Source organism: Lysinibacillus sp. FSL K6-0102 (assembly GCF_038003545.1).
Classification (GTDB): domain Bacteria; phylum Bacillota; class Bacilli; order Bacillales_A; family Planococcaceae; genus Lysinibacillus; species Lysinibacillus capsici.
The window spans coordinates 1,103,882-1,130,867 of sequence record NZ_JBBOPH010000001.1 but is presented as its reverse complement, the minus strand read 5'-3'; the positions used below and the strand labels follow the sequence as shown (position 1 = coordinate 1,130,867).

Genomic DNA, 26,986 nt, shown 5'->3' with positions numbered 1-26,986 from the left:
TTCGGAAAAATAGGGAACACGCTATGTTGTGTTCCCCATTTTTTTGTCTAGATAATCTAGATATTATTTGATTAGAATCAAATGCAAGCTAAATTAGTTACCTTTAACTTGGCTCATTACTTCTTCTGCAAAGTTATCTTCACGTTTTTCGATACCTTCACCAACAGCGTAACGTACAAAGCCGTTTACAGAACCACCAGTTGAAGCTACAAAATCACGTACTTTTTGATCTGAGTTTTTAACGAAAGTTTGGTCAAGTAAGCAAACATCTTCGAAGTATTTACCAAGACGGCCTTCAACCATTTTTGCAACGATGTTTTCTGGTTTACCTTCGTTAAGAGCTTGTTCAGTTAATACTTTACGCTCACGTTCAACTTCTTCAGCAGAAACTTCATCACGAGAAACATAAGTTGGGTTGATTGCTGCAATGTGCATAGCAACATCTTTAGCAGCTGCTGCATCAGTAGAGCCTTCTAAAGTTACTAATACACCGATACGGCCACCCATGTGTAAGTATGAACCGAATGCATCTGCATCAGATTTTGTTTTAATTTCGAAACGACGAAGTGTAATTTTTTCTCCAATTGTTGCAATAGCAGTTGAGATTTGATCTACAATTTTTACGCCTTCAGTATTTGCAAGCTCTAAAGCAGCTTCAACTGATGCAGGTTTAGCAGCAAGTAATTGCTCAGCTAAAGATGCAACTAATACTTGGAATTTGTCGTTTTTCGCAACAAAGTCAGTTTCAGCATTTACTTCAAGGATGATTGCTTCGTTACCTTGTTCTAAAATATAAGTTGTACCTTCTGCAGCGATGCGGTCAGCTTTTTTAGCAGCTGAAGAAAGACCTTTTTCACGTAGGAAGTCGATAGCTGCTTCTAAGTCGCCATCAGTTTGTACTAACGCTTTTTTACAATCCATCATACCAGCGCCAGTTTTTTCACGTAATTCTTTTACTAATTGTGCAGTAATGTTTGCCATTTAGTGTTTCCTCCTCAAATTGGTTGAACATAATTTAATGATAGGTTCTAAAAAAGGTGATAAGGGTTTTGAGCCACTTATCACCTTTTTGTAAACGTGAATTACTCAGCAGCAGCTTCTACAGCTGGAGCTTCTTCTTCACCTTGTTTTGACTCGATTAAAGCGTCAGCCATTTTAGCAGTTAAAAGTTTAACAGCGCGAATAGCATCATCATTAGCAGGGATTACGTAGTCGATTTCATCTGGATCACAGTTAGTATCAACAATACCTACTAGAGGGATGTTTAATTTACGAGCTTCTGCAACCGCAATACGTTCTTTACGTGGGTCAACCACGAACATTACGTCTGGAAGATCGTGCATATCACGGATACCGCCTAAGAATTTGATTAGACGTTCGTGTTCTTTTTTAAGTTGGATTACTTCTTTTTTAGGAAGAACTTCGAAAGTTCCTTCTTCTTCCATTTTTTCGATTTGTTTCATACGTGCAACACGTTTTTGAATTGTACCGAAGTTTGTAAGAGTACCACCTAACCAACGTTGGTTGATGTAGTAGTTGCCTGAACGTTCAGCTTCATCTTTGATCGCTTCTTGTGCTTGTTTTTTCGTACCAACGAAAAGAACTTTACCACCGTCTTGACCAACTTGACGCATGAAGTCATAAGCTTCCTCTAATTTTTTAACAGTTTTTTGTAAGTCGATGATGTAGATCCCGTTACGTTCAACGAAGATATATTTCTTCATTTTTGGGTTCCAACGACGAGTTTGGTGACCGAAATGTACACCAGCTTCAAGTAATTGTTTCATAGAAATTACTGACATGTGAATTTCCTCCTAATATGTTTGGTTTTTATCCTCCGCATTTATCATCTACAACAAGCTACCCTAATCTTAGAGCACCACTTACTGCATCAAAATGCGTGTGTAGTAATAACACCATTTGCAACTATATCATAGCTTTTAACGATTCGCAACAATTTAGTGATGGAATTTCAGTAAAAGCTCGATTTCTGTTTTACCCTTTTGCAGTTGTTTAGCTATTTCCTCTGGTGATTTTCCCTGTTTTGCTAATTCTAGAGCCTGTTGTTCCACTGTCAGCAATTTTTCAGCTTCTTTTTGCTCCTCCACTTTTAGAGGTGGAGCTGTTTTCACCATTTTCGAGCTTGTATGTTGCTGACGTGAATAAGCATTTGCGACAATATTTTTAGGTACATAGATACGTGCATCTTTCTCTAAAGATAGAGAACTATCACTTTTCACCTCGTGTACTACAGGCAAAGTTGGCTGCTCCTGAGGTGTCATATATTGTTCCGTTTGATACAAGCTACTAGCAGCTATTTCCGACTGTGAGACACTTTGTAGCTCTTTAATAAGACGGTCATTTTCATCTTTCATTTCAGCTAAATACACACTAATGGTGTCGTCCATTTCTCTCATTAAACGTTCTTGCTTCTTTTCCAAATCTTTAAACTTTGCTAACTTTGTATTTAAAATGATAAGAAAGTAAAATGAAATTAGCTGTAAAAAGAATAGCACCGCTATTAGAATGGTTGTCATTGTAAACTCCTATCCACTAAAATCCACGAAATTCCCTTTAAACGGATGTTGTGCCTGTTTTTCTTGTTGATCCTTTTTTTTCTTTTTATGAATCCCTGTTAAATACTCACCACCTGCATCTTCATCCTCACTAATTTCATCCATACCTTCTGATGTGTTGACAATTTTTTGTTTGCGCTCTACTTCTTTTTTTAATGCTTCATTTGCATGTGCTTGTTGAGCCAATACTTGCTGCTGTGCCTGATCAACCATTTTTCCTGCTTCAAATGTTTTTGGAATAGCAATCTGTAACTCGACACCTTTTAAACTCATTGGAATCTCTCCCTCAAGGATATTTACGCATTAATCATTTCACTAGATAATAGCTTTCGTAGCTTTAATAGCGCTTTTGAATGAATTTGTGAAATACGAGAGGTTGATAGTTCAAGCATTTCACCAATTTCTGTCAAGGTTAACTCCTCCGTGTAAAATAAACTAAGGACAAGCTGTTCTTTTTCATTGAGTTTCTGAATATTTTCCGCAAGATCATCTAACAATTCTGATTTAATGATAGCTTGCTCAGGTGTTTTTGTTGTATCGTCTCGTATGACAAATGACTTGCCATCTGTTTCTTCTTGGTCCTGTTGTTCATTAATAGAAAGAACATTTGAAAAAAAATGCTCTTGCACAGTTTGATAAACATCTTCAACAGATACTTCCATATGCTCCGCAAGTTCCTCAGGTGTTACATGACGCATATATTTTTGTTCTAGTTGTTCAATTTGTGCATCTAATTTTTTGGCTTTTTCACGCGCTGACCGTGGTAACCAGTCTTCTTTTCGTAAACCATCGATGATGGCTCCTCTTACTCTAAACGAAGCATATGTATCAAATTTTAAATCTCTGTTAATGTCAAATTTATTTAATGCATCAAAAAGTCCTACCATCCCTAAGCTCGTTAAATCGTCTCGTGATACGCTTTTGGGCAGACCTGCACCAATACGTTGGACATGATAAGATACTAAAGAAATGTATTTTTTTATAAGTAAATCACCAGCATCGGGATCACGCTCATGTATCCAGCGATTCCACAGTTTTTGCTCATCGTTCAGAATTGGTTGTGTCATGAAATCCACCTCTCTAAAAAACGCTTTTTCACGCCTGTTTACTAACGACTACTTGCGCTCTTAAAATTTATCATTCAACAGGATTTCTTAGTTGTTTTTTATAAAAATCCACATTTAAGCTAATCTAGACGTGAGCCTGAATCGTTAAAGCCCGATAAGCAGTTGCCATCTTTCCTATATTATAACAAGAATCGACTATAATTTCATTTGTTTCTCTTAGTCTCTAATATATTCCTTTGTTTTTGAAAGACATAGAAAAACTGTATCCTCATTGTGTAATGACACTTGGATACAGTTGGATATGATTAAGCTTTTACTAAGAAGCTACTGAATTCTTTTGATTTAGTTTTAGCACTACTGTAGAGCAAAGAACAAATTAAACAAAAGAGCAATAATACCCAATAAAAAAAAACACTCTTTATAATAAATTATGCTTTAAATCGAACTAGAGACAAAGTTTCCATTGAATATAGTTGCCTTACGTAGAGATCTTCGAGCAATTGCTTCAGCAGAGCAAGAAGCCTCCACAAACACCATATTTGCACTATCTCCCACTTTTGGCCATGTTTGCTCACCTGATTGATTGAGTGGGGTTTTTCCCCCTGTAATAAATTGAAGGGTTTGGGCTAATGAGCGTTCATCTCCCCAACCTGAGCTTTTTGCCAAACGACCAGCTCGTTCTAATAAATCTCCGTTACCAAATGGGGACCAAACATCAAAGATATTGTCACACCCAATTGCAACGGGTACTCCTTTACTGTGTAATAAACCAACAGGTGGAAACTTTCTACGCAGGGGGACACTCGTCACAATCGTAATACCTGCATCACGTAAGATGTCCGCCATTTCTTCTGCCTCAGAGTGTGAAACATCTCCTAGCCCAAAGGCATGGCTAATGGCTACTTTGCCTTGTAAACCAGCTTCCTTTGTTAATTTGGCTAATCTCTTCATTGTAAAAGTACCCAATTGATCTGGGTCATGCAGATGCAAGTCAATCCCTGCGTTTCCTTCAACAGCGAGTTCCACCATTTGTTGTAAGGAAGCCTCAATATCTCCATCCACAGTAGCTGGATCGACACCTCCTACAAATCCTGCCCCAAAACGTAGAGCCTCCCTTATTAAATTGGTTGCCTTTGTTCGTAATAGACCATGTTGAGGAAAGGCAACGATTTCATAAGACAACTTCCCTTCAAAATTTTGTAAAGCTTTTTGAACCTCTTCTAAATTTTTCAACCCTACCTCAGGATATAAATCCACATGCGTACGTACATGTGTAACTCCAAACTGGACATAACGACTAAGTAGTTTCTCAGCGCGTTGTTGCGTAGTTGTATGTAAGGTTGGAAGTACCTCTTTTTCAATTTCACAACGTTCAAAAATATTATTCACTGGTGTAACTGCCCGCCATTTGTCGCTCAACAGAGTTTTATCCAAATGACAATGTTTTTCTATAAATGAAGGTAGTGCTAATAGCTGTTTCATATCTTTTTTTGGATAATCATCATCTAATAGGCTATCAGCAGAAACTATTTCTGCAATTTTCCCATCTTTAATGAATAGATGAGAACAAGCCGAGTTCGTTTTAGTAATCGTGTCGTTTTCAAAGTGATAATCTGTTTCAAGACGTACATTTGTTAACCAAAAAGTAGAATTCATTTCAGATTTATCCTTTCTTCTTCAAAAATTAAAGCTCACCCGCAACTATTTTCCCTGTAAAGAGCACCGCCACTCTTCTTGCTCTTCTTGCAACTGCTTCTGCTGAGCAAGTTGCATCTACAAACACGACATTCGCCATATCTCCAATTTTCGGCCATTGGGGCTGTCCATCCTTGTTTAAAGGTGTTATGCCGCCAGCAATATACTTTAGACTTTGACTAAGTGAACGTTCATCACTTAAGCCAAAGCGTTCAGCTAGCGTGCCTAGTTTTTCTAGGCTGTCACCTATACCAAACGGGGACCAGTGATCTGTAATACTATCTTCACCCAAAGAGATTTGAACACCTTTTTGATCTAATAACGGAATAGGAATGGTATGATCCAATGGAACAGACGAAGTAATGTCAATACCGTGATGAGCTAGTAACGCTGCCACTTCACTTGCTTCATTAGTTGAAACATCGGCTAAGGCCATGGCATGACTAATTGTCACTCGGCCATGCCAACCCGCTTCCTCCGTTAAGGCAGCTAATCGTTTAAAGGTAAAAATACCAAGATGACCAGGATCATGGATATGCAAGTCAACATTTGAATCAGCTTCAACCGCTAATTCCATCACCGTTTGTAAGGATTTTTCTATATTTTCATCAATCGATGCAGGGTCTACACCGCCTACTAGAGACGCTCCACTTCGCAAAGCTTCTCTTACTAAAGAAATGGATTTACTACGTAAGAGGCCATGTTGTGGGAAAGCGACAACCTCTATATCAACTTTATCTTTGTAAGCCTCTTTAGCTCTTAAGACTGCTTCTAAATTTTTCAACCCAATAAATGGATCAATATTACAATGCGTACGAATATGTGTTGATCCTGCATGTATGAGCAAATCTAGTAACTTTTTTGCTCGTTCCTCTGCAACAGGCAATAAGCTTGGCAGTAGAATCTCTTCTTCTTTTAATCTTGTAATAAGACCTTCTGTGGGAATCGAAGGAGCCTTCCATGGTCCACCAAAATAGGTTTTATCTATATGAATATGCATATCTCTAAAAGAAGGGAGCATTAAGTAACCATGTGCATCTCGCTTAGGCAAATCAGTTTTTAAAGGCTGATCTACGCTAAGAATTTGGTTTATTTCACCACTTTCTACTTGTACATTAAAAAGTGCAGTTTTTGTTCCTATAACGACCCCATTATCGTAATGATATCCTGTTTCTAATCGTACATTTGTTAGCCAATACGCTGTTGGTATCATTGATTGAACCTCCCGAAATTTATTAAAGATTGATAGCTAGATGAACCATTTGAATGGCCCTCTCCTGATGGGGTAAAGAAAGTTCATGATAGATATAATCTTGACTAGGATTACTAGCATTAAAATAATAAACTGTAGAAATTTTAGAATAGTAAATGGCACTCAAACACATAGGACAAGGTTCTGTACTTGCATACATTTCACAACCTTCTAAATTGGTCGTTTTCAGTGCGTGACAAGCTTGACGGATTGCTTGAATCTCTGCATGATTCGTCAAATCATTAGTGATTGCAACCTCATTTACACCAGAGCCAATAATCTGTCCATTTTTAACTACAATTGCACCAAAAGGAGCACCATGTTTTGTTCTTTCATTTTCTTTAGCTAACTCAAGTGCTTGTTTCATAAAGTCATGAGATTTCATGTCGTTCCCCTCCTAGAAAAAGCGAAATTCTCTTTTCTTTTTATATATTGAAATGGACCATTTATTGGAAATATGCTACTGCCAATGCATGCTCCTGTGAAAAACTAAGCACTGCCGTCTGAGGTGTTTCTCTTACAAGACCAGTAAATGGTGCCATAATCACTATCTTTTCAGTTGATAAATTCCCCGGACAAGCTACATTTTTATATTTTGGAGTTTTTAGATTTAAAGCTATTTCCTTTGTATAAATATGCTAACATGAGGACTATATATATGAATAATATAAAAATAATTAATTTCACTTAAGTTTTTCGTATACTACAAACTCCAAAGCCAAAATAAAAAAGAGTCGTTAGTCACGACTCTTACTTTTACGCATTTACTTGTTGATCTTCTTCTCGATTCATCATCGTTCTTACTACTTGTGCAATTTCCTCGGAATTTTCATCTTGAAATTCAACCGTGGAATTAGCTATTGGCACTTCTTGTTTTACGCCTTCTATTGATTCAAGTTCCTTTTCTTCTATATCGACTTCAACTGCTTCCTCATCTTCCTCTGGTGTAAACAAGATGTAAGCAATTAAAAAACGTACAATAAACATTACAAAAAATGCGATGATTGCTACAATAAAAGAGCCAATCAGGATTCGCAGAGGCGTAAATGGTTTTTGAAATGTACTAAAAAAATAAATAGAAAAGGCAATTAATGCTCCCCATAGATTGTAAAATATAGAACCAAACATTAGATTTCACTCACTCCCTGGTTAACTGTTCGGATATGTAATATCGACGTTGCAGGATTAAATTCAATCGTTCTACCACTATTTCCACCAGTATCCTCGGCCACTAAAGGGATGCCCTGCCTCTTTAATTCATTTTTGACAGCTTCTACATTGCGGGGACCAATACGCATTGTATCTTTGTCGGAAGTAAATTGGAACATCTGCGCACCCCCTGCAATTTTTGCCTTGAGTTTAAATTTTTGAACGCCTTCTAACTTTAGTAAATCAATCATTGCAGCAATCCCTGAATCTGCAAATTTCGCGACATTGATTGACTCAGCTCTTCCTAAACTTGAATCTGGTAACATCACATGGATTAAACCAGCAATTTTTTTTGACTCATCATACAAAATAACACCAACACATGAACCAAGACCAGAAGTTCGAATCGTGTTAGGTAGCTTTACTACATCCATTTGTGCAATTCCCACTTTAATCACTTGTCCACTACTATTGGTTAACATATCACGAAACCCCTAATGCTTTAAAAATGGCATCAAACGAGTCAGGATCTGGTAGTAGGAAGAAATGGCCCCTCACCGTTTCATGGTCTTCCACACCTTCTTCAAAAATGGATGTATTTATCACAATAACATTATCACTGACATGAGATAATTCTATTAAACCAATGCTTATTATAGCTCCAAACATATCAACACTTAGACCTGGCACAGTTGGATAAATTTTTAAATTAGTAAAATCCGATAAGGCAGATAAATAGGAGCCCGATAAAATATTACCCATTTCTTGCATAGCTGATAAACCTAACTCTGAAACAGGTCGTTTTTTAAAGTCAAAAGAGTCATCGAAAATAAGCCGACGTATAAAGCGGTTTGCTTGTTCGATAGGTAATATAAAGAACATACTTCCCTCTGCATCACCTTCAATACGAAGGTAAATGCCAACAACTACGTTTTCTGATCCGCCAGCCAACTCCATCATATCGTTAAAGGACACCATCTCTACCTTTGGAACACGCATATCAATTTTTTTCCCAAGTAAATTGGAAAGTGCTGTCGCGGCATGCGCAGCACCGATGTTTCCAATCTCCTTTAATACATCTAAATGTAGTGATGTAATTTTTTGATTAAATGTCATTATCGATCCCTACTTTAGTGGATTTAATACTTTTTCTAAATGTAATAAGATTAATAATCGCTTCTCTACTTTAGCAACGCCTGAAATAAATTCTTCTTCAAGTGAGCCAACGACTTCTGGTTGCGGTTCAATAGCACTTGCTGGAATATCGATAACGTCGTTAGCGGAATCCACTACAAAGCCTACTTCCATATCTTCTAATGAAATAATAATAATGCGTGTTGTTTCTTCATGTTCAGAAATAGGTAATTCAAAACGTTCACGTAAATCCACAATTGGTGTGACAACACCTCGTAGATTGATTACACCTTTTACGTATTTCGCTGTTTTCGGTACACGAGTAATATGCATTAATTTCTCAATTCCTTGAACATGGGACACTGGAATTGCATATTCTTTATCTGCTAACTGAAAAACTATTACTTTAATACTTTCTTGCTCCACTGCATTTGTCATACTTTACACCTCTCTTATTCATTCACCTTATTTAATTAGTGCGTTGCAATCTACAATTAAGGCTACTTTACCATTGCCTAAGATTGTTGCTCCTGAAATGGCAAAGATATTTGTTAAGTAATTTCCTAAAGACTTCAAGACAATTTCTTGTTGGCCAATGAATGAATCCACCACTAAACCAGCAAGTTTTTCACCTTTACGGACGATCACTACTGAGTGGAATTCTTCATCTTGATGCTCTTGACGAGGTACCTCAAAGATTTCCTCTAAGAATACCAACGGAACAACTTTGCCACGGAAGTCGATTACTTTTTGATTATGCGCATTCATAATCTCTGATGAACGGATAATAGATGTTTCAATAATAGAAGATAGTGGAATTGCATAAATTTCCTTTTCAATCTCCACAAGCATAACTGAAATAATTGATAATGTCAGTGGTAATTGAATCGAGAAGATGGATCCAACATCCTGTGTTGATTCAATTGAAATATTGCCACCTAGTGATTCAATCGTTGTTTTTACAACATCTAAACCTACTCCACGACCAGATACATCTGAAATAACATCTGCAGTGGAGAAGCCTGAAGCTAGAATAAGCTCATTAATTTGTTTATCAGACATTGAATAGGATTGTTCTTGTGTAACAATACCTTTTGAAATAGCTTTCGCTAATACTTTTTCTCGATTTATGCCCGCGCCATCGTCTTCAATTTCAATAAAGACGTAATTTCCGCTATGATAGGCACGTAATACGACCGTTCCTTCTTCAGGCTTGCCTTTTGCACGACGAGCAGTTGGATTCTCAATGCCATGATCCACAGAATTACGAATCAAGTGAACAAGCGGATCTCCAATTTCATCAATTACTGTACGATCTAGTTCGGTTTCAGCACCAATAATTTCAAGGTTGATTTTCTTATTTAAATCACGTGATAGCTGACGAATCATTTTCGGGAAACGATTGAAAACTGTTTCTACAGGTACCATTCGCATTGTTAAAATAATAGTTTGCAAATCACCCATCACACGACTCATACGCTCTACTGTTTCATTTAGTTCGCCATGATTTACTTCAGTAGAGATAGATTGCAATCGACCACGATCAATGACAAGCTCTTCAAACAAGTTCATTAAAATATCTAGACGTTCAATATTTACACGAATTGTTTTATTACCTACAGGTGCATGATTTTTGTCAGCCTTGGAAGGTGTAGCTTCTGCAGGTTTTGCAACAGGCTCGGCTTTAGCAGCAGGCGTATTTGTTGGTATTGCGGCTACCTCAGCCACTGCTGTTGCAGTAGCTGCTACTTCTTGGTGCGCTTCAAATACTTTTTCACTAAATTTCCTTTGGTCAATTGTAGTCACAATAACCTCATCAACTTCAGAAACTTTCATTAGCTTTTTCTGCATATCCTCAGCTGTTGTTTTTGTGACAAAAGCAACATAAAATTGTTGATCAAACTGCTCATCTTCTAGCTTTTCAACAGATGGACTTGATTTAATGACATCCCCATCTTTTTCTAAAATCTCAAACACCATAAATACACGCGCTGCCTTAAGAAGGCAATCCTCACGTAATGTTACTGAAATTTCAAAAGCATTAAAGCCTTGTTCAGCCGATTGTGTAATGACTGTTTGTTCAAACGAATCATATTCTAATACACTTTCAACAACCGGTGCAGCAACCGTTGCTACCACCTCTGGTATTACTTCCTCACCTAGTTCTATACGCTTTAGTTGTGCGACAGTTGAGGAAACATCACGCTTACCATCTCCACCGTTAGCAATATCCATTACCATTTCTTCTAAATGATCAACAGATTCAAATACGACATCTAAAATTTCAGGTGTAACATGAATCTTCTCGTTACGGATGGCATCTAAAACATTCTCCATTTTATGGGTTAAATCTGCTAAATCTTCGAAGCCCATTGTGGCAGACATACCTTTTAATGTGTGTGCAGAGCGGAATATTTCCCCAACAATTGCCAAATCGTCTGGATTTTTTTCTAATTCTAATAAATGTTCACTACACGCTTGTAAATGCTCTTTACTTTCTTCAATAAACATCTCTAAATATTGATTGACTTCCATAAGAGGACACCCCTTTTAAGGCAAATATTTCATTATTGTTTGTGCAATATCATCTACATCTGCAACTTCATCAATAAGTTGCGTTTCTACTGCTGCTTTTGGCATACCATATACAATGCAAGTTTCAGCTGATTCTGCAATAGCAATGACATTGCCAGTATTTTTTAATGCTTTTAGACCATTAGAGCCATCATGACCCATACCTGTCATAATCACTGCTACTTTATCAAAATCTTTATATTGACTAACATCTTCGAACATTACATCTACAGAAGGTCGATGGCCAGATCTTGGTGCTTCTTGATTATCAAGAACAATGCCAAAAGTTGTCCCTACTTTTCTAAGTTTTAAATGATATCCACCTGGTGCAATATAAGCTACTCCATTTTGCAAAATATCGCCCTGTTCAGCTTCTTTAACAGAAATTTCACTTAGCTGATCAAGTCGGTTAGCAAGCGATTTAGTAAATCCAGCAGGCATATGCTGTACAATTAATATGGGAGCTTGAATAGACTTAGGAATTTTAGTAACAACCTCCTGAAGTGCGCGAGGTCCTCCTGTTGATGTGCCAATTAACACAATCTTCTTTCCTATTTTACTCCATTCTACCATTGGTTTAGTTACGGCTACCTTAGTAGAAACAACATTAATAGACGTATTTGTTCGTCCATGCTGTTGTGGTTCCTTTATTACGGTACTCACCCTTGTCACTTGTTCTTGTTGTCGTTTACTACCAGAAGGTTTTTTCAATTTGGAAATTGGCACCGTTGCAGCTTGTTCCACTTTGTGCACAAGTTCATTTTGAATTTTATGTAAATCAAGGGAGATGGTCCCGCTCGGCTTGGCAACAAAATCTACTGCCCCGCCCTCAATTGCAGCAATTGCATTTTCTGTCCCACGTTGAGTGGTACTTGAGAGCATTACTACAGGAACTGGACATTGTATCATAATTTCTTTTAAAGCATCGAGCCCATTCATTTCAGGCATCTCAATATCCATTGTCACAACGTTTGGCTTCAACGATTGTATCTTTTTGATCGCATCTTTTCCATTTCGAGCTGTTCCAACTACTTCCACCTTCGAGTTGCCAACAAAAAAGTCACTAATTAGCTTTCTCATAAAAGCAGAATCATCCACAACTAAAAGCTTGCTTTTATGCAAAAAGTCCAATTAATCACGCCCTTTCGAGAAAATACTTCTAAGTTTCGTTAAAAATTTTTTCGTTGTTTGATCATGTGCATGTATTTCCCCCGCACGTTGCTCCATAAAACGAACGACTATAAGTTGCAATGTCTTTGATATTAATGCGTCTGGATAAGCAAGTGAGAATGGCACTTGCTCGCGCACTGCCTTACGCACAACAGGGTCTTCAGGTAATGAACCAAGAATGATCGTTTCTTTGTCTAAAAAACGTTTCATTGTTAACTGTAAACGTTCATTCGTTTCTATTCCTTCTTCTTTACTGAAAGCGCGGTTACAGAGAATATAAAACTGCTTATCTGGATCTCGAACATGAATATATTTCATCATGGAGTACGCATCTGTAATAGAAGTAGGTTCCGCTGTTGAAATGACGATAATTTCATCAATAGATGTGAGTAAATCTAACGACCAATTAGTAGCACCAGCGCCCATATCAAATAAAATATAATCATAGTTTTTTTGAAGTTCTTCAAATGCTTGAATAAGTCGTTCAAACATACTATGAGACCAATCAAGCACACTCGTCATACCTGACCCACCTGAAATATACCTTAAATCGTAAGGTCCTTCAAATATTACCTCATCTAGTAGCTTATTTCCTTCTAAGTAATCTTTTAAACTATAAGAAGCATTTTTCCCAATTAAGATATGGATATTCCCCATCCCAATATCCATGTCTACAATGACAACTCTTTTTCCCTTTTGGGCTAAAGTCATGGCAAAGTTCATTGTGAAGTTACTCTTACCTACTCCACCTTTGCCACTTACAACTGCAATCGCTCTACCTAGTTCGCCTTGCTGTTTCATCATTTTTAAGCGTAATGCTTCAGCTTGGTCTCTCATTTTTCTTCACCTTGAAAAAACAAATTAAGTACTGCTTCTAAATCAGCTTCTTCAATATCTTCTGGTACTTCTTGACCATTCGTATAGTAAGCAAGTCCTTTATTATATTTAATCATTAAATTGATCATTGTGCCAATAGAATTTGTTTCATCAATTTTTGTAAAAATAAATTTTTGAATTGGTAATTGCTTAAATTGATCTACAATATTCTCCATATCCCTTTCTTTCGTTGTCATTGCAAGCACTAAATAAGATTCTGCATGATCATCGAATTTTATGAGGCGTTGGAGATCATCAACATACTTGACTTCTTTATAATTTCGACCAGCTGTATCAATAAAAACCAAATCTAAATGTGATAATCTCTGGATTGCTTGTTCAAAATCTGTTGCATTGTAAGCAATTTCTACAGGAGCTTGTAAAAGACCAGCATATGTTTTAAGCTGCTCTATTGCCGCAATCCGATAAGTATCTGTCGTAATAAAGCCAATCTTTTTCTTTTTTTCTAACACAGCTCTAGCAGCCATTTTAGCAATAGTTGTAGTCTTACCAACCCCTGTTGGCCCTAAAATGTTTATATATTTTCTTTCGTAGGATAATCCTCCGACTGGAAGTACTTCTAGCTTCTTACGTAATAAATTTTTTGCTATCAATTTACATTGTGAAAAATTTATTTCGGATGCTTCTCTAAAATGCATAAAAAGCTCATCACCTATCGTTGTGATGAGCTCTTCACTTAGCTCTTGCTGTCTTAAGTATTCAATGAAGGGTAAGAGTTCATCGGGATATTGAGCTTGGGTAGTCTTTTTATGCATCGATTGCATTAATGATTTTAAATCAGCAATTTCTTTTCTCAATTCTTCTGACATGCTAGCGTCCTCATGTACTGCTGCTACATCAAGGGGTGGTTCCTGATGCATTTTTGCTTGAATAGCATTTGTAATCTCTTGTAACCTTGCATTTTCTTTTTTTACTACAGGCAGTACAGCTGGTGTTGGAATTGAAGCCACTTGCTGGGGCTCCATTGCATCAATACCCGCAACCACTTCAAAACTTTTCTTTTTTATCATGCCAAAAAATTTCTTTGTGATGACGACTTTTGAATTTAAAATGACTGCGTCCTCACCTAATTCTGCTCGCACTTGCTTCATCGCCTCTGGTATGGATGATGCATAATACTTTTTCATTTTCATTGAACATTCACCACCCCAACACTTTGAATTTCAACCGAAGCATCCAATTCATTATAGGATAGAACTGGAATTTGTGGGAAATAACGCTCCGTTAGTTGTCGTAAATACATCCGAACGGCTGGCGAGCATAATATAATAGCTGATTGCTCCATAAACGAAACACGCTCTACTTCCGCTGCAATAGTTTCTAATACTGTTTGAGAATCTTGTGGGTCCATAGCTAAATAATTACCGTGATCCGTTTGTTGGATACTATCAGCAATCATTTTTTCTACTTTACCTGAAACCGTAATCACCTTTAATACTGAACTATCCCCAACATATTGCGCTGTAATTTGACGAGCTAATGCTTGACGCACATATTCAGCTAAGATATCTGTATCACTCGTTAATTTTGCATAGTCTGCAAGTGTCTCAAAAATAATAGGTAAGTTACGCACTGATACATTCTCTCGCAGAAGCTTACCCAGTACCTTTTGGATTTCTCCAGTAGATAAAGGTGCAGGTGTTAATTCTTCTACTAAAATTGGATGGGATTCGCGTAAGTGATCGATTAACTGCTTTGTCTCTTGACGGCCTAATAACTCATGAGCATTTGCTCGAATTATTTCAGTTAAATGTGTTGACACCACACTTGGTGGGTCCACAACTGTATAACCATACATTTCCGCATCCTCTTTTACTTGCTCTGTAATCCATTTAGCTGGTAATCCAAATGATGGCTCGACAGTATCAATACCCTCAATAGAATCATCGTCTCCAGGGCTCATCGCTAAATAATGATCTAGTAAAAGTTCGCCTCGTGCCATTTCGTTCCCCTTTATTTTAATTCGATATTCATTTGGTTGAAGCTGAATATTGTCTCGAATACGGACTACTGGGATCACGATACCTAACTCCAAAGCAAGCTGTCGACGAATCATGATAACACGGTCTAATAAATCCCCACCTTGAGCGGCATCTACTAAGGGAATTAATCCATAACCAAATTCGAATTCAATTGGGTCCACATTTAATAAATTCACAACATTCTCAGGGCTCTTCATGCCGTCAGTAGCCACTTCTTCTTCAATCTCAAGTAATTCCTCTTCGTCCTCTGGCTTCTTGCGACCCATCATATAAGCTCCTGCTATTAGAGCAATCCCAATTGGAAGTGTGATCCAATCCGGAATTGGTGTAAATAACCCAAGTAATACAATTGTACCACCAGCTACATAAAGCAGCTTAGCTTGGGCAAATAATTGACCTGTAATGTCCTGGCCGAGACTTCCTTTAGAAGATGCACGTGTTACAACAATCCCAGTGGCTGTTGAAATAAGTAAAGCAGGAATTTGGGATACAATACCATCTCCAACAGTTAGCTTAGAGAAATGTGTTGCTGCTTCCGCAAATGGAAGCCCCATTTGGACAACCCCAATGATGATACCAAATAATAGGTTGATAATAACCATTACCATCGAGGCAATGGCGTCCCCTTTTACGAATTTTGTAGCACCGTCCATCGCTCCGTAGAAGTCGGCTTCTCCTGATACTTTTTCACGACGTTCACGTGCTTCCTTTTCGGAAATAATCCCCGCATTTAAGTCAGCATCAATACTCATTTGTTTACCAGGCATTGCATCAAGTGTGAAACGTGCTGCAACTTCAGCTACACGCTCTGCACCTTTTGTAATAACAATAAACTGAATTAACACTAAAATTAAAAAGACAACTAAACCAACAAGTATATTTCCTCCAACTACGAAATCACCAAAAGTTTCAACGACCGAACCTGCATCTCCATTTGCTAAGATGGCACGAGTAGTGGAAACACTTAGTCCTAATCGGAACAAAGTTAATAGTAAAATTACCGAAGGAAAAATGGAAAAATCCAATGCTTCTTTCATACTCATTGCTGTGAGCAGTACAATTAATCCTAATGTAATATTAATGACAATTAAAAAACTTAACATCCACGGAGGAAGAGGGATGATGAGCATCGCAACGATTAAAATAACCGCACCTAAAACCCCAATATCGCGAACTTTCATTTGTGTCCCTCCTACAAAAAGCCTTAAATTTTTCGCTTAATACGGTAAACATAAGCGAGTATCTCTGCTACTGCTTTGAAAAATTCTTCTGGTACCTGATCGCCTATTTCTACCTGGTCATACATAGCTCGTGCTAAAGGTCGATTTTCAACCATTATTACATCATGTTCTTTGGCGATCAGTTTAATTTTTTGAGCAATAAAGTCTGTCCCCTTCGCAATAACACGAGGAGCATCCATACTGTCCTCATTATATTTGAGGGCAATTGCATAGTGAGTAGGGTTGGTAATAACTACATCCGCACTCGGAACCTCTGACATCATACGTCTCATCGCCATCTCACGTTGGCGTTGTTTGATTTTTGATTTGATTAGGGGGTCACCCTCACTATTTTTATATTCATCTTTAATATCTTGCTTAGACATTTTAAGATTTTTTTCATACTCATGTTTTTGATACATCCAGTCTAAAACGGATACACAAAGTAATACTAAAGAAGCTGCTATACCCATAATACCAACAAGCTTCCCGACCGTAATGAGCGTCATCCATGGACTTTTAAACGATAACGCCAAAACTTCTGGTAAGTTTGACCAAATAATAATTGTTGTAACACTTCCGATAAAACCAATCTTTAAAACAGACTTTATTAACTCCACAATGGCTTTGACAGAAAATATCTTTTTTAACCCTTTAATAGGGTCCATCTTTTTCAAATCAAACTTCATTGGCTCTAACGTAAAAAGAAAACCAAATTGCAAAAAGTTACCTGCAAGTGCTCCGACAAATGCAATTGCCATAATGGGCACAATGATAAAAGCCATTTGAATCAAAGTTTCTGTAAATAGGTGCATCACACTATCAATAGTCAGTGATTCGATGCGTATGTTATGAATAAAGGTTTGCCTGAAAAAAGCTAATAGCTCGTCACGCAAAGAGCCTGCAAAGAAAAACAAAAAGATAAATACCATTAACATTACAATGGCACTAGAAATATCTTGACTCTTGACAACTTGCCCTTTTTTCCGAGCATCCTGTCGTTTCTTAGGGGTTGCCTTTTCTGTTTTTTCACCCGCAAAAAATTGTAGCTCTAAATTCAGTAGTAGTCTCATATTATCCACCACCTAAAATGGCCATTAAATCACGCATCCCATAAATCATAATCGTAATAAGCTTTTGAATAACTTGAATCATAACGGCCATCATTGTAAATAATACTAAAAAACTAACACCAATTTTAATAGGAAAACCGACAACAAATATGTTTAATTGCGGTACTGTTTTTGCAGTGATCCCTAAAGCTAAATCGACCAAGAATAAGGTCGCTACAACAGGAGCAGCCATCTGGAATGCTATGGCAAAAACTGCTGTGAAAGTTGTGATAATAAATTGAGGAAAGTTTTCATTCATAAAACTAGGGAATTGATCCATCGGGAAAAATTGATAGCTGTAGTAGATTCCATTAAGAATCATATGATGGCCATCAATCGCTAACAATAAAAGCAGTGCTAGCATATTAAAAAACTGACCGATTAATGGACTTTGAGCACCTGTTTGCGGGTCAATTATATTAGCAATGGCAAAACCCATTTGAAAATCGATAAAGCTTCCTGCAATTTGAATTGCGGACATGATGATATAGCCCATTAGACCGAGTAATAGTCCAACTAGTGCTTCTTTCACCACTAATAATATGTAATCATCATTGAATGCAAATGGCTCAACATCAATTGTATAGTACATCATCCAAGCTAAAACCAGTGCGAGAGTAATTTTGACTTGAGGTGGAATGGTTCTATAGGAAAAAAAAGGAACCGTAGCAAAAAAGGCTGAGACACGTACAAGTACTAATAAGAAAACCGTTAAATGCGGAATTAATTCATTCATGTACTCACCCTATATAACGCGTTAAATTCTCGAATATGTCTCTCGCATAGCTTGTAACTTGAGATAGCATCCAAGGGCCAAAGAATACGATGGCCACTAAGACAGCAATAATTTTTGGTACAAATGCTAACGTTTGCTCTTGTATCGAAGTTGTGGCTTGAAAGATACTTACCGCTAAACCCGAGATTAAAGCAACTAATAGTAGCGGACCGCTTGTTAGAAGGATAATCATTATAGCACGCTCTGCAATGGAAATAACCAACTCACCTGTCATACTGTATCATCCCCTAAAAACTTTGTAGTAACGATTTCATAACGAGATACCAGCCATCAACCAGTACAAATAATAATATTTTAAATGGCAATGAAATCATTACTGGCGGTAACATCATCATCCCCATCGACATTAATGTACTTGCGACAATCATATCGATCACTAGGAATGGAATAAAAATCATAAAACCAATTTGAAATGCTGTTTTAATTTCGCTTAAAGCAAAGGCAGGTACAAGCATAGTCAGTGGGATTTCCTCCACTGATGCTGGTTTTTCTGCTTGATTATATGTTAAAAATAAATCAAGATCTTTTTGCCTAGTATGCTTACTCATAAACTCTTTAAATGGCACACTAGCACGGTCATAGGCTTCTTCTATACCAATTTCTTCAGCAAACAATGGTTGTAATGCCTCTTTATTGACCTCTTGAAAGGTTGGTGCCATGATGAAAAATGTTAAAAATAGTGCCAGCCCAATGATCACTTGATTTGGTGGCATTTGCTGTGTTGCCAATGCTGTACGCACAAATGATAAGACTATGACTATACGAGCAAAGGATGTCATTAAAATTAAAATACTTGGTGCAAGTGATAAAACTGTTAGTAACAGTAAGAGCTTTACAGATGTAGAGACATTCGTTGGATCGCTGTTGGAAAAAATATTGATTAAATCATTCATTTACCATCCTTCTCCTTCTGCTTCCATCTCTCTATCTCATCACTACGCTCCTGTTTTATTTCTGATAGCTTTTTTTCGAATAGATTGCCAAATGAATCCTGCTTTTGCTGCTCATTTCGCACCTTCGCGCTATCTTTTCTCTTAAACTTAGAAAATACTTCTGCAATATACGGTGATGTTGCTGCAAATTCTTGTCTTTCGTTATATAGGGCTAAAAGAGCTTCAACTTCTTCAGGATCTGTAATTTCTCGTAAAAGTTGAACGTCTTCTCCGACCCCAACTAAATACAATGTTTTACCTACCTGTAAAAGCTGAACTGACTTTTGTGCACCTAACGATAAACCGCCTAAATTTTGTACCATTTGATTACGTTGGAAGTTTAAATTTCGTTTATTTAAAAACTTCATCAATCCATAAAATAAAGCTACAACAAAAATAAGCGCCAAAACCATTTTTATGTATTCCCATGCAGATATATCTCCAGCTGCTGTTACAGTTGTTTCTTGTTTAGCAGCTGGATCAGTCGTATCTCCATTACAAGCTTCTGGGTCTTTAATGCAATCCGTGACACTATTTGTATCAGCGTCTGCATAGACAGAAGTCGGTGTCGGGTACAAAAACAGGAAGGATACAAGAAATGCGAAAATCATCGTTAAACGAAATGATTTTAACATTTTCATGCAATCATCCTAGCGCTTTTTGAATCGCTTCAATTACACGATCTGCTTGGAAAGGTTTTACGATAAAGTCTTTCGCACCAGCTTGAATCGCATCGATTACCATTGCTTGTTGCCCCATTGCTGAACACATGATTACAGTTGCACTTGGATCTGTTCCCTTAATTGCTTTAAGAGCTGCAATACCGTCCATCTCTGGCATTGTGATATCCATTGTTACTAAATCTGGCTTTAGTTCATTGTACTTTTCGACAGCTTGTAAACCATCTGCTGCCTCTCCAACAACTTCAAATCCATTTTTTGATAAAATATCCTTGATCATCATGCGCATAAATGCAGCGTCGTCTACAATCAAAATTCTTTTAGACATGGTTAACTCCTCCAATTGAAACTATCTTAAATTATTTAAACGCTCTGCTTGACTTAAAACATCTGTAATACGGACACCAAAGTTTTCGTCAATAACAACGACTTCCCCTTTAGCAATTAAACGACTATTGACTAAAATATCAACCGGTTCTCCCGCTAATTTATCCAGTTCAATAATTGAACCACTTGATAGTTCTAAAATCTCTTTAACAGAACGTTTCGTACGTCCTAACTCTACAGTAACTTGCAATGGAATATCAAGTAGCATATTTAAATTTCTAGCTTCAGATTGAGAGATTACATTTGTATCGAAGCTAGCAAACTGCGCTTGTTGCACATTTACAGGTTGTGCAGGTCTTGCTGGTTGTGCAAATTGTTGTGGCTCCTGATAAATCGGTTGCTGCATCGGTGCTGACTGCTGTTGATAAACTGGTTGTTCAGATGGTGGTGCTACAGGTATTTGCTGTTGAACAGGCGGTGGTGTAACTGGTGGAGCCTCAGGTGCAATAGTTGCTGCCACAGGTTCCTCAAACACTCCTGTTTCACCTAATAATGATTTTACAATATTTTGACTAAATTTAAGCGGTAATAATTGCATTAAATTCGAATCAATTAAATTACCAATTCTTAATCTAAATGAAACTTTCACCAGCAAATCGTCTTCTGGGATATTTTCTCGACCTTCATCTTGCGAGATGTTCATTAAATCAATTGTCGGTGGAGAAATATCTACTTTTTTGTTGAAGACCGTCGACATAGATGTAGCAGCTGAGCCCATCATTTGATTCATAGCCTCTTGAACAGCACTTAGCTGAATTTCACCTAAGTCTGGCTTCGGATTTAATCCATCGCCACCTAACATTAAATCTGCGATAATTGCTGCATCAGATTGTTTAATAACAAGTAAATTCATACCTGTCAAACCAATTGTATATTCAACTTGTACAGCTACATATGGATGAGGAAATTCCTCTTCTAATTTATTACGATTAATCATCGAAATACTTGGAGTTGTAATATCTACTTTTTGACCCAATAACGCTGAAAGAGCTGTGGCAGAGCTACCAAAAGATATATTGCCTACCTCTCCTAATGCATCTTGTGCAAACGAATCAAGGTAATCCTCCACTCGTATCTCATTTATTTCTTCATTTGTTGAAGCATCAGTGTCGTTGTTTTTATCTCCCAACGTCTCGCCCCTTAATAGCGCTTCAATTTCTTCTTGGGAGAGCATTTCATCACTCATCTTCGTCTCCTCCTTTCAAAGGGTCGATAATCTGGATTGCTAATTTTTTGCCCTTTTTACCTGGTTGAACAGTGAACTTCGGCAAGGTACCTACTTTTAGTAGTAATGGCGCTTCAATTTTTTGATCTAACTGTATGACATCCCCAACTTGCATTGTTAGGAAATCTTCAATAGTGATGTCCGTTAATCCTAATTCAACTGAGAGTGGTAATTGGGCTTGTTTCACACGTGTTTCAAGCATTTTTGTTTGCTCTGGTGACATCTCTTTCGTATTGGTTTGCATCCAATAGCGAACCGAAAGATTTGGAACAATTGGCTCCAATACAACATGCGGAATACAAATATTAATCATCCCGCTTGTCTCACCAATTATCGTATTTAATGAAATTACGACAACCGTTTCATTAGGTGAAATCATTTGTAAAAATTGTGGATTTACTTCAAGTTCCACTAATATAGGATCAATTTCCGCAACATTTTCCCATGCTTCGCGTAAATTGTCGAATGAGCGTTCAAAAAGGTTTGTCATAATTTTTGTTTCTATTTCCGTTAGGTTATCTACATTACTATGACTTGCCCCACTACCGCCCATTAGGCGATCTAACATCGAATAGGCAATATTCGGATTAATTTCCATCAATATATTACCATCTAATGGTGGCACTTCAAATACATTAATGAGTGTCATATTTGGAATGGAACGAACAAACTCTTCAAATGGTATTTGGTCTACTGATGCAACCGTAATTTGTACATAGCTTCTAAGCTGTGCAGAGAAAAAGGTTGTCAATAGTCGTGCGAAATTTTCATGTATTCGGGTCAAACTTCGGATTTGATCTTTTGAGAATCGAAGTGCTCGTTTAAAATCATAAACTTTAACCTTACGTCCCTCGTCCTCTTTTTTTATGTCATCCGCTGACATTTCCCCTGTCGATATAGCGGAAAGCAGCGCATCTATCTCGGATTGAGATAACACATCTCCTGCCATTTGCCCACCTCCAATTCAAGCAGTTTCTGTTTTATTGAGTAATGAAGGAGGTAAAATATACTTCCTGGACTTCTCCCTCTTGCATCAACTCATTTAATCTTGTTTTTAATGATTTTTGGAATATTTGTTTCCCTTGCTTACCTTCTAAGTCCTTTTGCTCCATTTCAGAAAGCTCTTGAATGGCGATATTTTGCACTTGGAAAACGCGCTTTGTTAATTCTGCAGCAGCATCTTTGCTTGTCGTTTGAATTTTCAATGACAAGCGAACAACTCTTTTATCTGCAAGATTTGTCGTGATCTCTGGTATCTCCACTGTTGCCTCTACAATCTCATCAATGGACGGCTCAACAGCTCCTGTGGGTTTATTAAATTGCGTAAGCAATACAAACAAAATAACCCCAATCAGAATGACTGCTACTAGTAAAATAATAATCATTGTTAGCATTTTATTATTCTTCATCTTCTTCACCTCGTAGATGCGGGTTGGATAGTATTTGTATATTGTTATAAAAGGCAGTTACCTTTTGTCGCACCTCATCTTCACTCTCTAAAACAATTAATTTTGTTCCAGTTGTTAATGTAATAGTCGTATCTGGAAATGATTCGACTGTTTCTATGTATAAAGCATTTAATGTAAATGCTTTGCCATTTAGACGTGTTAGTTCAATCATGAATTAGGGCCGGGTCTAGCATGAGAGCCGGCCCGACCCTCCCTCATATGAAAATATGTTTGTTAAAACGTCCGTTTTGAAAGGACTATTTTATTATCGTTTTAAGTTTACTAGTTCTTGTAACACTTCATCTGAAGTTGTAATAATACGTGTGTTCGCTTGGAAACCACGCTGTGCAACGATCATCTCTGTAAACTCTTCTGATAAATCAACATTTGACATCTCTACTGTCCCAGGTACTACTTTACCCATACCTGCAACAGTGGCTACTTGTGCATAAGCAGCTCCTGAGTTAGCTGTTTGTTGGTAATAGTTTCCTCCTACCTTAGCTAAACCCCCAGCATTCGGGAATTTTGCCATAATCAGCTGTCCTGCCCATTTACGATTACCGTTTAGGTCAACATATTCAATCGTACCATTTGGTCCTATGCTAATCTCTTTAGCAGTCGTTGGGATACGTATCGGACCTACATCTCCAGCATCAGGGGCTAATACACCATCATCGTCAAATAAATTTGCACCTTCATCACCTGAAGCAATTGGTGCATCCTCTGGATTGATACCATCATCATCAGCTTCCATTACAATTTCATCTCCAGCAGATACACCTACTAGATATTTACCATCAGCATTAACTAAATAGCCATTGCTATCCATATAAAACACACCATTACGTGTAAATAGGGTATTGTTGAAGCCCTCTTCATCAATAAAGCCACTATCTGGGTCTGGAGCTCCATTTGCATCGGCGACCATGAAGAAACCATCTCCTTCAATCCCTAAGTCAAGTCCACGGCCAGTCCCTTGTAATGAGCCACCACCATGTATTGTATCAATAGCTGCTAATTGGGCACCTAAACCAACTTGTTGTGGATTCACTCCTCCTCGTGTAGCTGTTGCTGCGGATGCACCTGACTGCGTTTGAGACATTAAATCTTTAAAATTAACACGGCCTTTTTTAAAGCCAATTGTATTAACATTCGCTATATTATTACCAATTACATCCAGCTTTGTTTGGAAGTTTTTAAGACCTGAAATACCTGCATACATAGAACGTAACATATGTTTTCGTTCTCCCTTCGTTTTATATAGGGTGAGCCTCTATCAGTCAGCTCACCAAGGCTTCCTTACATAAGAAGGTCCAGCCTTCAAAGCACAATTGTGCCATCAATATTAGTAAATAACTGTTGCTTTGCTTCCGTGCGATCCATTGCTGTAATAACCGTAGCGTTTTTAGCACTGATAATTAAAGCTGCTTGATCCATCAAGACTAATGGTTGTTTGACACCTTTTGAGTGTGCTTCAAATACCTTATCCGATACAACCTGCCATTCTTGTTCAGAGATATCAATTTTTCTCTCCATGATACGTTCATGTGCATGTTTGCTCACTTTTAGCTCTTGTCTAGACGCTTCCTGTAAATGAGCTTTAAACGATTGTTGTGTATTGATTGGCTTAGGCTGTACTGTGCGAATAGATGGATGCAAGGGTACACGATGAATTGAAAACTTATCCATCACTATTCTCCACCTTTATTCACTAATAACTGTAAAATCTTTATCTGTTAGCTTTTTATCATTGTCTAGTACGTAATTAATGACCCCATCTTTATTAGAAACAGAAACAATTCTTCCTGTTAGCTCTTGGTCACCGTCTTTATACGTTACATTCTTTCCAATTAATTGGCTAGCCTGCACTAACGGAGATTCTTGTACATTATTATTGCCATTTGAACTAGGATTGCCAGCTCCACTTAAAATTCCAGATATATTACCAGGTGAAATTTCTTTTCCATCTACTAATTTGAAAACAACACTACCATCTACAAATTTAAGTGATTCAATTACACCAGTTCCTTCATTTACCACAGGATTTCCTTTTTCATCTTTTTCTTCTGTTATTTCATGCCATTTGACTTCCTTGCCAATAAAGGTTGCATAGTTCATCATTTGTGATTGTTGCTGTGATGACAATAATGATTCTATTGCCTTTGTCATATTTTGCATTTGTTCCAAAGAAGAAAACTGCGCCATTTGAGAAATAAACTCCCTGTCGTCCATTGGATTTGTAGGATCCTGATGCTGTAATTGTGTAATCAACAATTGTAAAAAGGCGTCTTTACCGAGCTCACTATTTCCTGTTTGCTTCGTTGGCTTTCTATAATTTGAGTAATAAAGATCATCTGTTATGGATGTATTTGTCACTTTTGTTGTAGTATCTGCCATTGTTACACCTCCTCACTTATTAAATAGTCACTAAAGGACATTCCTTCATCTTCATCATCACTTTTTTGATCCTGTTCTTCGTCCTGTTGTTGTTTAAAGAAATTATTGAAGAAGCTTTGATCACGTTGTTGACGATCGGCATCTTGTAATGATTGTGCAATATCAAGGCGATCTACTTGTATATTTTGCTGAGCAAATGCCTGTTTTAGCTGGTGTGCTTGACTATCAAGCAATTCACGTCCATGAGCTGTAGAAGCCAGCAAACGGGCTGTAAGGACACCATCATTTTGTACAAGTTCAATACGAACCGTCCCTAGATTTTCTGGATACAATTTTATGGTTAAACGTGTAATACCTTGAGCGTTCGAAATCTGAGCTCGATTGATAATGGCTTGCATTTCTTTTAGTAAAGCTTCTGATTGAGCAGGCTTAGCCGTTGGTAACGTTACATGAAATGTGTCTGGTTTCGTTTGTACAGTTTGTGGCGTAAGCATGTCATTTGTATTTGTATCACTTTGTTTCGTCACTTGGACTTGCTGAACAACTTGCTGGAAGCCTAGTAATGGCAATGTAACAGTTGTTTTTGTTGTTACCTGCAAAGTTCCTACCTGCGTTTGTAATGACGTTAATAGGCTCTTCACAGTCGTTAGCAGGTCTTCTTGGGATGCTGTTAAGTCTGTCTTTTGCCCTACTAATTGCACTAATTTCAACACTTGAAGAAGTTGTGATGCCTCTTTTGGTGTCACTTGACCTTCGCCTTGTAAAGCAGTGCTTATATTCGCCTGTAATACCGGCGCTTGGGCATCTACTAATGTTAAGAGCTCCCAAACATCACTTGCTTCCTTTTCTTCTCCTAGTAGCTGTTGGACGATTTTTTGAAGCTGCTCTTCATCAATACCTAATGCATTTAATATATTTTCTAAATGAAGCATTTCATCCAGTGCCACTGCCTTACCGTCTTCTCCAAATTGAAGCATTAATAAGCCATCATCGTGAGAAATCCCGAGTAAATCTAGTACTTCCTCCATTGAGTCAGCATTTAATAACGCTTGTAAATCCGCAAGTTCATTTGATGAAGTCGTTTTTGATGATTGAGTTGTTTCATTTGAAGAAGTTAATACTTGCCCAAAAACAGAACCAAAATTTGATAAATTTTCTTTCTTCGGAGTGCTGCCTATTTTTCCTTCAGCGTTACCAACTGTTGTTGACTTTGTTGCTGCAGTTTTAGTAGGTACTGTTTTATTAATCATTTGCATCATTGCTACATCCACTATTTTTCACCTCCTTTCAATT

General features: G+C 37.5%; 31 protein-coding genes. All 31 read right to left on the bottom strand.

Going from position 1 to position 26,986, the window contains the following annotated elements:
* Positions 1–93: 93 nt before the first annotated feature.
* The 31 genes from tsf to NYE73_RS05140 all read right to left on the bottom strand — a co-directional run bounded on the left by tsf (position 94) and on the right by NYE73_RS05140 (position 26,964).
* Positions 94–981 (bottom strand): translation elongation factor Ts, encoded by an 888-nt coding sequence (gene tsf, locus NYE73_RS05290; RefSeq protein WP_257961805.1) that lies wholly within the window; start codon positions 979–981, stop codon positions 94–96.
* 101 nt (positions 982–1,082) lie between these two features.
* Complete coding sequence (rpsB, locus tag NYE73_RS05285) at positions 1,083–1,802, bottom strand: 30S ribosomal protein S2 (protein WP_004269262.1); 720 nt, start codon at positions 1,800–1,802, stop codon at positions 1,083–1,085.
* A gap of 156 nt (positions 1,803–1,958) precedes the next feature.
* A complete protein-coding gene (locus tag NYE73_RS05280; RefSeq protein WP_259951080.1) occupies positions 1,959–2,537 on the bottom strand; it encodes a hypothetical protein in 579 nt (192 codons plus the stop codon).
* Between the two features lie 9 nt (positions 2,538–2,546).
* On the bottom strand, positions 2,547–2,849 hold the full coding sequence (locus NYE73_RS05275; RefSeq protein WP_048391575.1) for a hypothetical protein: 303 nt from the start codon (positions 2,847–2,849) through the stop codon (positions 2,547–2,549).
* 23 nt (positions 2,850–2,872) lie between these two features.
* Entirely contained in the window at positions 2,873–3,643 is a 771-nt protein-coding gene (locus NYE73_RS05270; protein WP_036080567.1) for a FliA/WhiG family RNA polymerase sigma factor, read from the bottom strand.
* Between the two features lie 435 nt (positions 3,644–4,078).
* On the bottom strand, positions 4,079–5,299 hold the full coding sequence (locus NYE73_RS05265; RefSeq protein WP_259951081.1) for an amidohydrolase: 1,221 nt from the start codon (positions 5,297–5,299) through the stop codon (positions 4,079–4,081).
* Between the two features lie 28 nt (positions 5,300–5,327).
* Entirely contained in the window at positions 5,328–6,551 is a 1,224-nt protein-coding gene (locus NYE73_RS05260; RefSeq protein WP_048391580.1) for an amidohydrolase, read from the bottom strand.
* Positions 6,552–6,573: 22 nt separating this feature from the next.
* Positions 6,574–6,975, bottom strand: coding sequence for a nucleoside deaminase (locus NYE73_RS05255; protein ID WP_048391582.1), 402 nt, complete (start codon positions 6,973–6,975; stop codon positions 6,574–6,576).
* A 371-nt stretch (positions 6,976–7,346) separates the two neighbouring features.
* Complete coding sequence (locus tag NYE73_RS05250; protein ID WP_054550522.1) at positions 7,347–7,718, bottom strand: hypothetical protein; 372 nt, start codon at positions 7,716–7,718, stop codon at positions 7,347–7,349.
* Complete coding sequence (locus tag NYE73_RS05245; protein WP_004269269.1) at positions 7,718–8,221, bottom strand: chemotaxis protein CheD; 504 nt, start codon at positions 8,219–8,221, stop codon at positions 7,718–7,720. Before NYE73_RS05245 ends, NYE73_RS05250 begins: the two co-directional genes overlap by 1 nt.
* A 1-nt stretch (position 8,222) precedes the next feature.
* Entirely contained in the window at positions 8,223–8,855 is a 633-nt protein-coding gene (locus NYE73_RS05240; RefSeq protein ID WP_004269270.1) for a chemotaxis protein CheC, read from the bottom strand.
* 9 nt (positions 8,856–8,864) lie between these two features.
* The gene (locus tag NYE73_RS05235; protein ID WP_004269272.1) at positions 8,865–9,311 is read right to left on the bottom strand and encodes a chemotaxis protein CheW; all 447 of its coding nucleotides are present in this window, start codon (positions 9,309–9,311) and stop codon (positions 8,865–8,867) included.
* Positions 9,312–9,338: 27 nt separating this feature from the next.
* The gene (locus NYE73_RS05230; protein WP_259951082.1) at positions 9,339–11,408 is read right to left on the bottom strand and encodes a chemotaxis protein CheA; all 2,070 of its coding nucleotides are present in this window, start codon (positions 11,406–11,408) and stop codon (positions 9,339–9,341) included.
* 15 nt (positions 11,409–11,423) lie between these two features.
* Positions 11,424–12,578: a protein-glutamate methylesterase/protein-glutamine glutaminase gene (locus NYE73_RS05225; RefSeq protein WP_259951083.1), complete on the bottom strand. Its 1,155-nt coding sequence runs from the start codon at positions 12,576–12,578 to the stop codon at positions 11,424–11,426.
* Positions 12,579–13,454, bottom strand: coding sequence for a MinD/ParA family protein (locus tag NYE73_RS05220; protein ID WP_066037807.1), 876 nt, complete (start codon positions 13,452–13,454; stop codon positions 12,579–12,581).
* Entirely contained in the window at positions 13,451–14,647 is a 1,197-nt protein-coding gene (gene flhF / locus NYE73_RS05215) for a flagellar biosynthesis protein FlhF (RefSeq protein WP_103117585.1), read from the bottom strand. Before flhF ends, NYE73_RS05220 begins: the two co-directional genes overlap by 4 nt.
* Complete coding sequence (flhA, locus tag NYE73_RS05210) at positions 14,644–16,677, bottom strand: flagellar biosynthesis protein FlhA (RefSeq protein ID WP_048391592.1); 2,034 nt, start codon at positions 16,675–16,677, stop codon at positions 14,644–14,646. Before flhA ends, flhF begins: the two co-directional genes overlap by 4 nt.
* Positions 16,678–16,700: 23 nt before the next feature.
* Complete coding sequence (gene flhB / locus NYE73_RS05205; RefSeq protein ID WP_048391594.1) at positions 16,701–17,789, bottom strand: flagellar biosynthesis protein FlhB; 1,089 nt, start codon at positions 17,787–17,789, stop codon at positions 16,701–16,703.
* A 1-nt stretch (position 17,790) separates the two neighbouring features.
* The gene (gene fliR / locus NYE73_RS05200; RefSeq protein ID WP_048391595.1) at positions 17,791–18,564 is read right to left on the bottom strand and encodes a flagellar biosynthetic protein FliR; all 774 of its coding nucleotides are present in this window, start codon (positions 18,562–18,564) and stop codon (positions 17,791–17,793) included.
* Between the two features lie 4 nt (positions 18,565–18,568).
* Entirely contained in the window at positions 18,569–18,838 is a 270-nt protein-coding gene (fliQ, locus tag NYE73_RS05195; protein WP_004269285.1) for a flagellar biosynthesis protein FliQ, read from the bottom strand.
* 13 nt (positions 18,839–18,851) lie between these two features.
* Entirely contained in the window at positions 18,852–19,517 is a 666-nt protein-coding gene (gene fliP / locus NYE73_RS05190) for a flagellar type III secretion system pore protein FliP (protein WP_048391597.1), read from the bottom strand.
* Positions 19,514–20,191, bottom strand: coding sequence for a flagellar biosynthetic protein FliO (locus NYE73_RS05185; RefSeq protein ID WP_233732437.1), 678 nt, complete (start codon positions 20,189–20,191; stop codon positions 19,514–19,516). The genes fliP and NYE73_RS05185 overlap by 4 nt, the downstream gene beginning before the upstream one ends.
* 10 nt (positions 20,192–20,201) lie before the next feature.
* The gene (locus NYE73_RS05180) at positions 20,202–20,564 is read right to left on the bottom strand and encodes a response regulator (RefSeq protein WP_004269288.1); all 363 of its coding nucleotides are present in this window, start codon (positions 20,562–20,564) and stop codon (positions 20,202–20,204) included.
* A gap of 21 nt (positions 20,565–20,585) precedes the next feature.
* Positions 20,586–21,809, bottom strand: coding sequence for a flagellar motor switch phosphatase FliY (fliY, locus tag NYE73_RS05175; protein ID WP_048391599.1), 1,224 nt, complete (start codon positions 21,807–21,809; stop codon positions 20,586–20,588).
* Entirely contained in the window at positions 21,802–22,797 is a 996-nt protein-coding gene (fliM, locus tag NYE73_RS05170; RefSeq protein ID WP_004269290.1) for a flagellar motor switch protein FliM, read from the bottom strand. Before fliM ends, fliY begins: the two co-directional genes overlap by 8 nt.
* 31 nt (positions 22,798–22,828) lie before the next feature.
* Positions 22,829–23,257 (bottom strand): flagellar basal body-associated protein FliL, encoded by a 429-nt coding sequence (fliL, locus tag NYE73_RS05165; protein WP_004269291.1) that lies wholly within the window; start codon positions 23,255–23,257, stop codon positions 22,829–22,831.
* Entirely contained in the window at positions 23,247–23,468 is a 222-nt protein-coding gene (locus NYE73_RS05160) for a flagellar FlbD family protein (protein WP_048391601.1), read from the bottom strand. Before NYE73_RS05160 ends, fliL begins: the two co-directional genes overlap by 11 nt.
* Before the next feature lie 93 nt (positions 23,469–23,561).
* Complete coding sequence (gene flgG / locus NYE73_RS05155; RefSeq protein ID WP_259951084.1) at positions 23,562–24,530, bottom strand: flagellar basal body rod protein FlgG; 969 nt, start codon at positions 24,528–24,530, stop codon at positions 23,562–23,564.
* 86 nt (positions 24,531–24,616) lie between these two features.
* Positions 24,617–24,985 carry a TIGR02530 family flagellar biosynthesis protein gene (locus NYE73_RS05150; protein ID WP_048391604.1) on the bottom strand — a complete coding sequence of 123 codons (369 nt, stop codon included), beginning with the start codon at positions 24,983–24,985 and terminating at the stop codon, positions 24,617–24,619.
* Positions 24,986–25,000: 15 nt separating this feature from the next.
* Positions 25,001–25,693 (bottom strand): flagellar hook assembly protein FlgD, encoded by a 693-nt coding sequence (gene flgD / locus NYE73_RS05145; protein WP_103117582.1) that lies wholly within the window; start codon positions 25,691–25,693, stop codon positions 25,001–25,003.
* A 2-nt stretch (positions 25,694–25,695) separates the two neighbouring features.
* Positions 25,696–26,964, bottom strand: coding sequence for a flagellar hook-length control protein FliK (locus tag NYE73_RS05140; RefSeq protein ID WP_259951086.1), 1,269 nt, complete (start codon positions 26,962–26,964; stop codon positions 25,696–25,698).
* Positions 26,965–26,986 lie beyond the last annotated feature (22 nt).